The sequence below is a fragment of the Pseudomonas fluorescens genome (assembly GCF_041354075.1).
Classification (GTDB): domain Bacteria; phylum Pseudomonadota; class Gammaproteobacteria; order Pseudomonadales; family Pseudomonadaceae; genus Aquipseudomonas; species Aquipseudomonas fluorescens_CE.
The window spans coordinates 114,460-127,777 of record NZ_JARZGC010000008.1; the positions used below are offsets into that span (position 1 = coordinate 114,460).

At 62.9% G+C, this 13,318-nt stretch carries 10 protein-coding genes; 5 read left to right on the forward strand and 5 right to left on the reverse strand.

Annotation, left to right across the window (positions count from 1 at the left end):
- The first annotated feature begins 83 nt into the window (after positions 1-83).
- Complete coding sequence (locus tag QIW53_RS13010) at positions 84-770, forward strand: alpha/beta family hydrolase (protein WP_371050008.1); 687 nt, start codon at positions 84-86, stop codon at positions 768-770.
- A 186-nt stretch (positions 771-956) separates the two neighbouring features.
- On the opposite strand, the gene QIW53_RS13015 is transcribed toward QIW53_RS13010, so the two are convergent.
- The 3 genes from QIW53_RS13015 to acnA form a co-directional block, all read right to left on the reverse strand.
- On the reverse strand, positions 957-2,522 hold the full coding sequence (locus tag QIW53_RS13015; protein WP_371050009.1) for a methyl-accepting chemotaxis protein: 1,566 nt from the start codon (positions 2,520-2,522) through the stop codon (positions 957-959).
- 103 nt (positions 2,523-2,625) lie between these two features.
- On the reverse strand, positions 2,626-3,417 hold the full coding sequence (locus QIW53_RS13020) for a CPBP family intramembrane glutamic endopeptidase (protein ID WP_371050010.1): 792 nt from the start codon (positions 3,415-3,417) through the stop codon (positions 2,626-2,628).
- Between the two features lie 226 nt (positions 3,418-3,643).
- The gene (gene acnA / locus QIW53_RS13025; RefSeq protein WP_371050011.1) at positions 3,644-6,385 is read right to left on the reverse strand and encodes an aconitate hydratase AcnA; all 2,742 of its coding nucleotides are present in this window, start codon (positions 6,383-6,385) and stop codon (positions 3,644-3,646) included.
- A 383-nt stretch (positions 6,386-6,768) separates the two neighbouring features.
- On the opposite strand from acnA, the gene rlmM reads away from it, so the two are divergent.
- Both rlmM and tusA read left to right on the forward strand, forming a co-directional pair.
- The gene (gene rlmM, locus QIW53_RS13030; RefSeq protein WP_371050012.1) at positions 6,769-7,842 is read left to right on the forward strand and encodes a 23S rRNA (cytidine(2498)-2'-O)-methyltransferase RlmM; all 1,074 of its coding nucleotides are present in this window, start codon (positions 6,769-6,771) and stop codon (positions 7,840-7,842) included.
- Between the two features lie 56 nt (positions 7,843-7,898).
- The gene (gene tusA, locus QIW53_RS13035; protein ID WP_192301843.1) at positions 7,899-8,150 is read left to right on the forward strand and encodes a sulfurtransferase TusA; all 252 of its coding nucleotides are present in this window, start codon (positions 7,899-7,901) and stop codon (positions 8,148-8,150) included.
- Here the strand turns inward: tusA and QIW53_RS13040 are convergent.
- Positions 8,123-9,547, reverse strand: a complete 1,425-nt coding sequence (locus QIW53_RS13040; protein ID WP_371050013.1) for an MATE family efflux transporter — start codon at positions 9,545-9,547, stop codon at positions 8,123-8,125. The genes tusA and QIW53_RS13040 overlap by 28 nt on opposite strands.
- Positions 9,548-9,712: 165 nt before the next feature.
- Here QIW53_RS13040 and pdxB point away from each other — a divergent pair, with 165 nt between their 5' ends.
- Complete coding sequence (pdxB, locus tag QIW53_RS13045; protein WP_371050014.1) at positions 9,713-10,855, forward strand: 4-phosphoerythronate dehydrogenase PdxB; 1,143 nt, start codon at positions 9,713-9,715, stop codon at positions 10,853-10,855.
- Positions 10,856-10,927: 72 nt separating this feature from the next.
- On the opposite strand, the gene QIW53_RS13050 is transcribed toward pdxB, so the two are convergent.
- Positions 10,928-11,107 carry a PA1571 family protein gene (locus tag QIW53_RS13050; protein ID WP_371050015.1) on the reverse strand — a complete coding sequence of 60 codons (180 nt, stop codon included), beginning with the start codon at positions 11,105-11,107 and terminating at the stop codon, positions 10,928-10,930.
- 255 nt (positions 11,108-11,362) lie between these two features.
- On the opposite strand from QIW53_RS13050, the gene QIW53_RS13055 reads away from it, so the two are divergent.
- Positions 11,363-13,129: an ABC transporter transmembrane domain-containing protein gene (locus tag QIW53_RS13055; protein ID WP_371050016.1), complete on the forward strand. Its 1,767-nt coding sequence runs from the start codon at positions 11,363-11,365 to the stop codon at positions 13,127-13,129.
- Positions 13,130-13,318: the final 189 nt, after the last annotated feature.

A 13,318-nucleotide genomic window follows, 5' to 3' on the forward strand; every position in this document is an offset into this window, starting at 1 on the left:
CGGTTCAGCCCAAGGAAAGACGTTCGCGCAAGGCAGACGCACCCTTCGACTGGAGTTATAGGCAGACTAAAAGCGAGGCAAGCATGGACAAAGAGCACAAGGCCAGTATTGACGGGGATCAATGGGCGCGGTGCCTGCGTGAACAGGGATGGTTGTGGAATGCGGCCTCTTCAACGGCTTCGACGCCGCCCCCGACGCTGATCCTCGCCCATGGCGCCGGTGCGCCGATGGACAGCGACTGGATGAACGACATGGCTGCGCGCCTTGCCGCACTGGGCGTCAACGTCTTGCGCTTCGAGTTTCCCTACATGGCGCAGCGGCGAGTCGATGGCGGTAAACGTCCGCCGAACCCGGCGCCCAGGCTTCTGGAGTGCTGGCGTGAGGTGTACGCCGTGGTGCGACGCCATGTCGCTGGGCGCCTGGCCATTGGCGGCAAGTCCATGGGCGGGCGCATGGCCAGTCTGCTGGCCGATGAGTTGGGCGCCGATGCGCTGGTGTGCCTCGGCTATCCGTTCTATGCCGTGGGCAAACCGGAGATGCCGCGGGTCGAGCACTTGTCGGGCTTGAAGACGCGCACGCTGATTGTCCAGGGCGAGCGCGATGCGCTGGGCAATTCCCAGGCGGTCGAGGGGTATGCGCTATCACCGAGTATCGAGATGTGCTGGCTGGTCGCGGGGGACCATGATCTGAAGCCGTTGAAGGCGTCCGGGTTTACCCATGAGCAGCATCTGGCGGCTGCGGCGGCGAGGGTGGCTGGGTTTCTGCAGTGAGGCATGCGGGCCTTTCAGGGGCCTCTTCGCGAGCATGCTCGCTCCCACAGGGGATTTGCGGTCAACACAGAAACATTGTGGGAGCGAGCCTGCTCGCGATGGCAACCTTCAGGCCTTCACCTTTTCAGAATGGCAATAAAAAACCCGGAGGTTTTCACCGTCCGGGTTTGTCACTGACAGCAACCCTCAGCGGTTGAACCGCTCCACCAGCGAATACTGGGTGTTCGCGGTCTTGATCAGTTCCTCACTGAGCAACGCAGAGTTCTGGGCCTGTTCCGAGGTCTGGTCTGCCAGGTGAGAGATGTTGCTGATGTTGCGGCTGATTTCCTCGGCCACCGAGCTCTGCTCTTCGGTCGCGGCGGCGATCTGCGTGGTCATGTCGGTGATGTTGGCCACCGCCTCGCTGATCCCGACCAGCGCCTTGTCTGCTTCCAGGACCCGCGCCACGCCTTCTTCGGCCTGGCGATGGCCGGCGTCCATGGTCTGCACGGCGGAGTTGGCGGTTTGTTGCAGCTTGGCGATCAGGGTGTGGATCTGTCCGGTGGACTCGCTGGTGCGTTGCGCCAGTTGACGGACTTCGTCTGCGACCACCGCAAACCCGCGCCCCATCTCACCCGCACGCGCCGCTTCGATGGCCGCGTTCAGCGCCAGCAGGTTGGTCTGGTCGGCGATGCCCTTGATCACATCGACCACGCCGCCGATTTCGTCGCTGTCCTTGGCCAGTTGCGTCACGGTCAGGCCGGTTTCGCCGACCACTTCCGACAGGCGCTGAATCGCATCGCGGGTTTCCCCGGCGATGTCGCGCCCGCGACCGGTCAGGCGATTGGCTTCCTGGGTGGCGTCAGCGGTGCGCTGTACGTGGCTGGCGACTTCCTGGGTGGTGGCGGCCATCTGATTGACCGCCGTGGCCACCTGCTCGGTCTCGACGCGCTGGCGCTCAAGACCGGTGGAACTGTCGTGAGCCAGCGAATCGGACTGCCGGGCTTGCTCGGTCAGGTGTTCGGCGGTGTCCTGCAGACGGGTCAGGCAGGTCCGCAGGCGTGCTTCCTGGCTGAGGATCGACATCTCCAGGCGCGCCTGTGCGCCACGGCTGTCGGTGTACATCTGCGCGATCAGCGGATCGGACGTGGTCTGCTCGGCCAGGCGCAACAAACGCTTGAGGCCGCGCTGTTGCCAGCTCAGCCCCAGCAGGCCCAGGGGCACCGAAAGACCGGCCGCCAGGGCAAAACCCCACTGGGAGTTGAGCGAGGCGCCGATCATGAAGCTCAACTGGCTGATCATGATGAAGGGCAGCCAGTCCTGCAGCACCGGCAACCATTTATCGGAGGATGGAATCGCCGACTTGCCCTGGTTGATGCGCTGGTAGAGCGCCTTGGCGCGCTGGATCTGTTCGGCGGTGGGTTTGACCCGTACCGACTCGTAACCGATGACTTGATTGCCATCGTAGACAGGCGTGACGTAGGCGTTGACCCAGTAATAGTCACCGCTTTTGCAGCGGTTTTTGACAATGCCCATCCAGGGCAGGCCCTGTTTCAGCGTGCCCCACATGTGGGCGAACACGGCCGCCGGCACGTCGGGGTGACGCACCAGGTTATGGGGAGCACGGATCAGTTCATCACGGGAATATCCACTGATGTCGACGAAAGCATCGTTGCAGTAAGTGATGACGCCCTTGTTATCGGTTGTGGAAATCAACCGTTGTTGAGCCGGAAATGTCCGTTCGCTCTGAGTGATGGGCTGGTTGTTACGCATGGCATTTTAAGTCCGCAAGGCTTTCACAGGTTGTCGGCATCCTCGAGGATTAACTGAAATTATTTTTTAATATTTGGCGCTACGTCGCAAAGTGACCGTTGCGTCAGCCGGCGAGCATCGGGTAGGTGAACAGGCCGAAATGCAGCAGGTTCAGACCGAAGTGCGTGGCGATGGCCGCCGCCAATCCGCCGAAGCGGTACGCCAGGCCATAACCGATAGCCGCCAGGGTGGACAGCAACACCCATTGCCAGCCCGCACCCAGGTGAGCCAGGCCAAACACCAGCGAGGCGAGCAGCAGGGCCAGGTATTCGCCCTGCGGCAGGTGCTTGAAGGCCCGGACAAGTCCGCCCTGGATGTAACCGCGAAACAGCGCTTCCTCAACCAGCGTCACCAGCAACAGATTGTTGAACAACCACAGCCAGGCCTGGTCAGGCCACTTCGGCGCCCAGCCGATCACGCCCAGCAACAGGGCGCCGCCCAGCGCCAGCACGGCGCTCACGGCCAGGCCCATTGCGGTGGCATACGCGGACAGGCGCAGCGAGCGCCGGCCCACGATCCATGGGCAGACCAGCAGCAGCCAGAAGCCGATCAGCGGTTTGTCCAGGTTCAGGTACATGGAAAACGGCACCGCATCATCGGTCAGGCGCTGCGGATTGATGCCGCGACCGTTGTAGAAGCCGGGAAGCCAGTGCAGTGCCAGCGCGAGGGCCATGAAGATGAACAGGGCGTGCCCGAGTTGGCGGCCCAAACGCAGTTGTTGCTGGCGTACGGCGAACCAGGCGATCAGTAGCAACGCCAAGGAAATCCCCGACAGCCAGCCGAGCTGGCCATACGTCAGGGCCAGGCCGTAACCCAGGGAAAGTAATAGAAGGTAGCTCCAGGGCAGGGCGGGCATTGGGTGTCCTTGTGGGGGTAGCGATGCAATCGGCGCAGTCCACATTGTGGGAGCGGGCTTGCTCGCGAAAGCGGTATTCCTGTCAATGTCGATGTCGGCTGACGATCCGCCTTCGCGAGCAAGCCCGCTCCCACAGAGGGTCACCGTTCGGCAGTTAAGCGCGGCGATTATAGGGACTCTGCAAATAAAAACACCGCCCGAAGGCGGTGCAGGCGTCAGGCGTTGCTCAAGACGCAATCAATTGCCGCAGCACATAATGCAGAATCCCGCCTGACTTGAAGTACTCGACTTCATTCAAGGTGTCGATTCGGCACAGCACTTCGATCTTCTCGCGGCTGCCGTTCTCTCGGGTGATCACCAGCGTCAGGTTCATCCGCGGCGTCAGTTCGACGTCGTTCAGGCCGAGAATGTCCAGGGTCTCCTTGCCGGTCAGGTTCAGGCTCTTGCGGTTCTGATCGAGCTTGAATTGCAGGGGCAGCACGCCCATGCCCACCAGGTTGGAGCGGTGGATGCGCTCGAAACTTTCGGCGATCACCGCCTTGACCCCCAGCAGGTTGGTGCCCTTGGCGGCCCAGTCGCGGCTGGAACCAGTGCCGTATTCCTGGCCGGCAATCACCACCAGTGGTGTTCCGCTGGCCTGGTAACGCATGGCCGCGTCGTAGATCGCCATGCGTTCCCCGGTCGGGATGTACAGGGTGTTGCCACCTTCCTCGCCACCGAGCATTTCGTTGCGAATGCGGATGTTGGCGAAGGTGCCGCGCATCATCACTTCATGGTTGCCGCGACGGGAACCGTAGGAGTTGAAGTCCCGAGGTTCCACGCCTTTTTCCCGCAGGTAGCGTCCCGCCGGGCTGTCGGACTTGATATTGCCCGCCGGAGAGATGTGGTCGGTGGTGACCGAGTCGCCGAGCAGCGCCAGGACCCGAGCGCCTGTGACATCCCTGACGGCCGGCGGCGGGCCGCCAATGTCGTCGAAGAACGGCGGGTGCTGGATGTAGGTCGAGTCGTCCTGCCAGACATAGGTCGCCGCCTGGGGCACTTCGATGGCCTGCCATTGTTCGTCGCCGGCAAACACTTCGGCATATTCCTTGTGGAACATCGCCGTGTTGACCTGGTTCACCGCGTCGGCGATTTCCTGGGTGCTGGGCCAGATGTCCCGCAGATACACCAGGTTGCCGTTCTTGTCCTCACCCAGCGGTTCACTGCTGATATCGATGCGCACCGTGCCGGCCAGCGCGTAGGCCACCACCAGTGGCGGGGAGGCCAGCCAGTTGGTTTTCACCAGCGGGTGCACCCGGCCTTCGAAGTTGCGGTTGCCCGACAGAACCGAGGCGACGGTCAGGTCGGCGCTCTGGATGGCTTTTTCGATCGGCTCGGGCAGCGGCCCGGAGTTGCCGATGCAAGTGGTGCAGCCGTAACCCACCAGGTCGAAACCGAGCTCATCCAGGTACGGCGTCAGGCCGGCCGCCTTATAGTAGTCGGTCACCACCTTGGAACCGGGGGCCAGGGAGCTTTTCACCCAGGGTTTGCGCTTGAGGCCTTTCTCCACGGCTTTTTTCGCCACCAGGCCGGCGGCCATCATCACGCTGGGGTTGGAGGTGTTGGTGCACGAGGTGATCGCGGCGATCACCACCGCGCCGTTTTTCAGCCGGTGGGTCTGGCCTTCGAACTGGTAATCCGCTTCGCCGGCCATGTCGGCATTGCCCACTGCCACGCCGCCACCGCCTTCGCTTTCGAGGCGGCCTTCCTCCTTGCTGGTGGGTTTGAGGGCGATGCCGAGGAAATCGCTGAACGCCTGCGCAACGTTGGGCAGGGCGACCCGGTCCTGTGGGCGTTTCGGCCCGGCGAGGCTCGCTTCGACGCTGGCCATGTCCAGGGCCAGGCTGTCGGTGAACACCGGCTCTTTGCCCGGCAGACGCCACAGGCCCTGGGCTTTGCTGTAGGCCTCGACCAGTTTCACGGTTTGCAGCGGGCGGCCCGACAGGCGCAGGTAGTCCAGCGTCACGTCGTCCACCGGGAAGAAGCCGCAGGTGGCACCATACTCCGGGGCCATGTTGGCGATCGTCGCGCGGTCCGCCAGCGGCAGGTCGGCCAGGCCATCGCCATAGAACTCGACGAATTTGCCGACCACGCCTTTCTTGCGCAGCATCTGCGTGACGGTCAGCACCAGGTCGGTGGCGGTGATGCCTTCCTTGAGCTTGCCGGTGAGTTTGAAGCCGATCACTTCCGGAATCAGCATCGACACCGGTTGCCCGAGCATCGCCGCTTCCGCCTCGATACCGCCAACGCCCCAGCCGAGGACGCCGAGGCCGTTGATCATGGTGGTGTGGGAGTCGGTGCCCACCAGGGTGTCGGGGAAGGCGTAGGTGCGGCCGTCCTCGTCCTTGGTCCAGACGGTGCGGCCGAGGTATTCAAGGTTGACCTGGTGACAGATGCCGGTGCCCGGCGGCACCACGCTGAAGTTGTCGAAGGCACTCTGGCCCCAGCGCAGAAAGGCATAACGTTCGCCATTGCGCTGCATCTCGATGTCGACGTTCTGTTCGAAGGCGCTTGGGCTGGCGAACTTGTCGACCATCACCGAGTGGTCGATCACCAGGTCGACCGGCGACAGCGGATTGATCCGCTGCGGGTCGCCACCGGCCTTGGCCATGGCGGCGCGCATGGCGGCCAGGTCGACCACGGCGGGAACGCCGGTAAAGTCCTGCATCAATACCCGCGCCGGGCGGTACTGGATTTCGCGATCCGAGCGCCGTTCCTTGAGCCAGGCGGCAATGGCCCGCAGGTCGGCGCTGGTGACGGTTTTTTCGTCTTCCCAGCGCAGCAGGTTTTCCAGCAGGACTTTCAGCGACATCGGCAGCCTGTCCAGGTCACCGAGGCTCGAGGCGGCGTCGGGCAGGCTGAAATAGTGGTAGGTCTTGTCGTCGACTTGCAGGGTTTTAAGGGTTTTCAGGCTATCGAGGGACGGCATTGCAATCACTCCTTTGCGTCCGCACGGCTACGGACTGAGGGACGGGGCAGAGCATTAAACCTAGCCCTGTTTGCTGCGTAAGGCGAATGACCGGTTGCCTTTTTTTGGCAGCTCGGCGGGTACGATACTCAGAGTCTGTGACCATCCTGATGGTTCGACCCAATTGACTCAATCGTCAGATGGTGTGATGCCACTAAACCAAGGGATATCGCCTGCGGGCCCATGGCGTGGTCGGGCGAAATTGCGCAGGGCTGCATCGAATCGCCGGGCCCGGGGGCTCGAACTCGGCTATCATGCGCCGGTTTTCATGACAGGCTTTGCTTCGACGCAAGCCTGGGCATCGCGCAGTGGTTGAATGTCTCGCCATCTGCCCAGGAGTAAAGATGAACACCCTTTTCATGCATTGCCGACCGGGCTTCGAAGGTGAAGTCTGTTCGGAAATTTCCGAGCACGCCGCTCGGCTCAACGTGGCCGGTTACGCCAAGGCGAAAGCCGCCAGCGCCTACGCCGAGTTTGTCTGCACCGAGGAAGGCGGCGCCGAGCGCCTGATGCGCGGCCTGCGTTTCGCCGATCTGATCTTCCCGCGCCAGTGGGCCCGGGGGATGTTCATCGATCTGCCGGAAACCGACCGTATCAGCGTGATCCTCGCGCATCTGGAGGACGTTGCTCCGTGCGGCAGCCTGTGGCTGGAAATGGTCGACACCAACGACGGCAAGGCCCTGTCCAACTTCTGCAAGAAATTCGAAGTGCACCTGCGCAAGGCACTGCTTGCGGCAGGCAAGCTGGTGGATGACCCGAGCAAGCCACGTCTGTTGCTGACCTTCAAAAGCGGCCGTGAAGTGTTCCTCGGCCTGGCCGAGTCGAACAACTCGGCGATGTGGCCGATGGGCATACCGCGCCTGAAGTTTCCCCGCGAGGCGCCGAGCCGCTCGACCCTGAAGCTGGAAGAAGCCTGGCACCATTTCATCCCGCGCGAGCAGTGGGACGAGCGCCTGCACAGCGACATGACCGGTGTCGACCTCGGTGCGGCGCCGGGTGGCTGGACCTGGCAACTGGTCAACCGCGGCATGCTGGTGACCGCCATCGATAACGGCCCGATGGCCGAAAGCCTGATGGACACGGGCCTGGTGCAACATTTGATGGCCGATGGCTTCACCTACAAACCCCGGCAACCGGTGGACTGGATGGTCTGCGACATCGTCGAGAAGCCCGCGCGCAATGCGGCAATGCTGGAAGAGTGGATCGGCGAAGGTCATTGCCGTGAAGCGGTGGTCAACCTCAAGTTGCCGATGAAACAGCGCTATGCCGAAGTGACGCGCCTGCTCGAACGCATCGCCGAGGGGTTCAAGGCACGCGGTATCCGGGTCGAGATCGGCTGCAAGCAGCTGTATCACGACCGCGAAGAAGTCACCTGCCATCTGCGCCGGCTGGATGTGAAGAAATCCAAGGCCCGCTGAGTGATGACGATGTATCGGTATTGCGCGACAATGCCGGACCGCTTCAGGAGTAAATCATGAGTGAACTGCTTGATACGCCGGTAGACGGCACCCTCGACGCCACCGGCCTCAACTGCCCTGAGCCGGTGATGATGCTGCACCAGCACATCCGTGACCTGGCCCCGGGCGGCCTGCTCAAGGTGATCGCCACCGACCCCTCGACCCGCCGCGACATTCCCAAGTTCTGCGTATTCCTTGATCACGAACTGGTCGCGCAGCATGAAGAGGCGGGCACCTACCTTTACTGGATTCGCAAGAAACTCGCCTGACCCGCACCCTGACTGGTGCGGATCCGCTGGCGTGCACTGCGCGCCAGGCGGATCGACAGCATCAGCGCTGCGCCGCTCAAGCCTGCGATCAACCCCTCCCATAACCCGCTCGGACCGCTGGCCGGACCGAACCAGTCGGTCAACCCCAGCACGTAACCCACGGGCAGGCCGATGCCCCAATAGGCGAACAGCGTCAGGATCATGGTGACCCGAGTGTCCTGGTAACCGCGCAACGCGCCGGCGCAGATCACCTGGATGGCATCCGAAAACTGGTACAGGGCCGCGTAGACGATCAACATCGACGCGATCTGGATCACGGTCTTGTCGGGCGTGTAAATCGATGCGATGGGTTCGCGCAGCAACAGGATCAGGCTGGCCGAGAACGCCGCGAACACCAGTGCGGCGCCCAGCCCGACCTTCGCTGCCGAACGCGCCTGCCAGGGGTTGCCGGCGCCGAGCGCCTGGCCGACCCTGACCGTCACCGCCATGCCCAGTGAGTAGGGAATCATGAACAGCAGCGAGCTGATGTTCAGGGCGATCTGGTGCCCGGCGACAATGGTCGGACCGAGGCTGCCGATCAGCAGGGCGATCACTGCAAAGATGCTGGATTCGGCGAAGACGGCGATGCCGATCGGCAGGCCGATGCCCACCAGGCGCTTGATCACCGCCCACTGCGGGGGATCGAAACGCACCAGCGGGCGGGTGCGGGCATAGAAGGGCGCCCGGCTGGTCCAGGCGGCCATGCTCAACGCCATGAACCACATCACGATTCCGCTGGCCCAGCCGCAACCGACGCCGCCCAGGGCCGGCAAGCCGAAATGCCCGTAGATCAACGCGTAGTTCAGCGGGATGTTCAGCAACAGGCCACACAGGCCGATGACCATGCTTGGCCGGGTGCGGCCCATGCCGTCGCTGTAGCAGCGCAGCACATAGTAGAAGGCAACGCCCGGCAGTCCGAAGGCGATGCCGTGCAGGTAGCCCATGCTCGGTTCGATCAACTGCGGGTCGACTTTCATCCAGTGCAGGATCGGCTCGGCGCTGAGCAGCAGGCCACTGCCGATCAGCCCGACACCCAGGGCCAGCCACAAGGCCTGGCGCACCAGTGGCGCAATCAGGTCATGCTGCGCGGCGCCAAAGCGCTGGGCGACCTTGGGGGTGGTTGCCAGCAGAACGCCCGTCATCAACAGGTAGACCGGAATCCAGATCGAGTTGCCCAAGGCCACCGAGGCCAGGTCCCGAGGGCTGACGCGCCCGGCCATCACGGCGTCGACGAAACCCATGGCGGTGGTGGCCAGTTGCGCGACCATGATCGGCAGGGCAAGCGCCAGCAAGCCTCTGAGTTCCTGGCGAACCGGCAGCGTGCGGGGCGGGGCGGTCGTATCGGTCACGGCATCCAAGGGCAGAACGTCCAAAGCAGTCAAGGCGGGAGGCGGCGCATTCTACGCCTTGACGCAATGGTCAGGAAAAGATCCTGTGTTATGGATTTGTAATGACCTTTCGCTGCCGCAGATGCGTGCCAGTCGTTAACCGCCTACACTGCCGGTCCGCCCAAGGAGCCTGCCATGCTGATTGTTGCCGACGAAAATATCCCGCTGCTCGATGCGTTCTTTGAAGGTTTTGGTGAAATCCGCCGGGTAGCCGGACGCTCCATCGACCGTGCCACCGTCGAACAGGCCGATGTCCTGCTGGTGCGCTCGGTGACCAACGTCAACCGCGCGCTGCTCGAAGGCAGCAAGGTGCGGTTCGTCGGCACCTGCACCATTGGCACCGATCACCTGGATCTCGACTACTTCGAGCAGGCCGGCATTACCTGGTCCAGCGCTCCGGGCTGTAATGCCCGTGGCGTGGTCGACTACGTGCTGGGCAGTTTGCTGACCCTTGCCGACATCGAAGGTGCTGATCTGACCCAGCGCACTTACGGTGTGGTCGGTGCCGGTGAAGTCGGTGGCCGGCTGGTCAAGGTGCTACGGGGTCTGGGCTGGAATGTGCGAGTGTGCGATCCGCCACGACAGGCGTCTGAAGGCGGCGATTTCGTCAGTCTTGAACAGATCATCGAGCAATGCGACGTCATCAGCCTGCACACGCCCCTGACCCGGCAGGGCGAGGGGGCGACCTGGCATCTGTTCGACCAGCGTCGCTTGAACCAGCTCAAGCCCGGGGCCTGGCTGATCAACGCCAGCCGTGGTCCGGTGGTGGATAACGCGGCGCTGCGTGAGGTGTTGCTCGAGCGCGAAGACCTGCAGGCGGTGCTGGACGTGTGGGAGGCCGAGCCCGAAGTCGACGTGGCGCTGGCCGAGCTGTGCGTGCTGGCCACGCCCCACATCGCCGGTTACAGCCTGGATGGCAAACAGCGTGGCACGGCGCAGATCTATCAGGCGTTCTGCGACTTCCTCGGCCAGCCCGCCCAGGTCCAGTTGAGCGATTTGCTGCCGCCGCCGTGGTTGTCACAGGTGACCTTGAGTGCCGACAGTGACCCGGCCTGGGCGCTGGCAATGGTGTGTCGGGGCGTGTACGACCCGCGCCGCGACGACGCCGATTTTCGCCGCAGCCTGGTGGGCAGTGTCGGCGAGCAGCGCGCGGCGTTCGACGGGTTGCGCAAGCACTACCCGTCGCGTCGGGAAATCGAGGGTTTGCAGGTGCGGATCGAAGGGGACGCGCCGGAACTGCGCAGGATGGTGGCGGCGCTGGGCGCTTCGCTCGTCTAGAGACGGCGACGGCCTGTTCGGACCCACAAAAAACCCGGCCATCAAGGCCGGGTCCAGAAGACGGTGGCGATATCAGTCTTGTTTGGCAGGCGTGACCAATCGTTTTTCCAGTTCGCGGCAGGCGTCCTGGATCATGCCTTCGGTGATCGGTACTTCGCGGCCTTTTTCGTCGATGATCGAGCAACCCAGAGACTGGTCCGGTTGCGTGCGGATCACTTGAATCTTGTCGCTGCTGCTGTTTTGCAAGGACATGGCCTGTCTCCTCATCAGGTTGTGCGCTTACTGTAGAACCGCCAGGTGACCGGGCTGTGACAACTCCCTGCGGTCTTTGCAGGGCGGCAATGACAGTCCAACAGAAATACCGTCAAGTGGCTACCCGAACCTTAGACCAATAGCGCCTAGCCTATGGTCATTGCGGTCATAATTAACCTGACTCATTGTGATTTACAGAGTTCCCCCCATTAAAGCGTAGAGCCGGTCCCTTAATTCACGAACGGGAACATCCTGATGCTGTCTGCCCGCCACCGCCGTGCGATTCGCCTGGCCAGTCGTTTTCTCCTGCCTTATCGCTGGCAGTCCCTGGGGGCCTTGCTCGCGCTGATTGTCACGGCGGGCATCACCTTGTCCATGGGGCAGGGCATTCGATTGCTGGTGGACCAGGGTTTCATGACCCGCTCGCCGCACCTGCTCAACCAGACCATCGGCCTGTTCATGCTGCTGGTGTTGGGCCTGGCGCTCGGCACGTTTGCGCGTTTCTACCTGGTGTCCTGGATCGGCGAACGGGTGGTGGCGGACATTCGTCGGCAGGTGTTCAACCATCTGGTCTACCTGCATCCGGGATTCTACGAAAACAATCGCAGTTCCGAGATCCAGTCGCGATTGACCGCCGACACGACGTTGCTGCAATCGGTGATCGGCTCATCGTTGTCGCTGTTCCTGCGCAACCTGCTGATGGTGATCGGCGGCATCGTGTTGCTGTTCATCACCAACCCCAAACTGACGAGCATTGTCGTCATTGCCTTGCCGCTGGTGATCGCCCCGATTCTGATCTTTGGTCGACGGGTGCGCAGCCTGTCGCGCCTGAGCCAGGACCGCATCGCCGACATCGGCAGCTACGTGTCCGAAACCCTGGGCCAGATCAAGACCGTGCAGGCCTACAACCACCAGGTCCAGGACGAGCAGCGCTTTGCCGCGACCGTGGAAGAAGCGTTCAATACTGCCCGCAAGCGGATCTTCCAGCGGGCCTGGCTGATTACCCTGGTGATCGTGCTGGTGCTCGGCGCCGTAGGCGTGATGTTGTGGGTCGGCGGCATGGACGTGATGGCCGGGCGCATTTCGGCGGGTGAACTGGCGGCGTTTGTCTTCTACAGCCTGATCGTCGGCAGCGCGTTCGGGACCTTGAGCGAAGTGATTGGCGAGCTGCAACGCGCCGCCGGGGCTGCCGAGCGAATCGCCGAATTGCTGCGCTCGGAAAACACCATCCAGCCGCCATCGAGCGGGCTGGTGACCCTGCCGGAACGGGTCGCCGGCAATCTGGTGCTGCAGGACGTGCGCTTTTCCTACCCGTCCCGCCCTGAAAGCTATGCCATCGATGGCTTGAGCCTGACGGTCAAGGCCGGTGAAACCCTGGCGTTGGTGGGGCCTTCCGGCGCGGGCAAGTCAACAGTCTATGACCTGCTGCTGCGTTTTTACGACCCGGCCGAAGGGCGCATTCTGCTGGACGGCGTGCCGCTGACCCAGCTCGATCCCCTCGACCTGCGCCGGTGTTTTGCCCTGGTGTCGCAGTCGCCGGCACTGTTTTTCGGCAGCATCGAAGAGAACCTCCGCTACGGCAACCCGTCAGCGACGCTGGAACAGGTCCGCGAAGCCGCGAAAATCGCCTACGCCCATGACTTCATCGAAGCCATGCCCCAAGGTTACCAGACGCATCTGGGCGATGCCGGTCTCGGCCTGTCCGGCGGCCAGCGCCAACGCCTGGCCATTGCCCGCGCGTTGCTGGTCGATGCGCCCATCCTGCTGCTCGACGAAGCCACCAGCGCCCTCGATGCCCAGAGCGAGCACCTGATCCAGCAAGCCCTGCCGAGCCTGATGAAAAACCGCACCACCCTGGTCATTGCCCACCGCCTGGCCACGGTCAAGAACGCCGACCGGATCGCCGTGATGGACCAGGGCAAACTGGTGGCGGTGGGTACGCATCAGGAGTTGATTGCCAGCAATGCGCTGTACGCGCGATTGGCAGCGTTGCAATTCAATGACGGGCATGCGGTGGCGTGATTCAGCGGTGCGCGAACACTGATGGGGTGCGGCCTCACCTGTTTACCGACCCAGTAACCGACCCAGTAACCGACCCAATCGAAATCAGGTTCAGCGATACCGACTCACCCCGCATGGCCAGAATGTCGCAGCAGCGCTTCGGTCTGCGTGAAAGCTTGAGCACCATGAAAAATGCCCGCATCTCTCGAT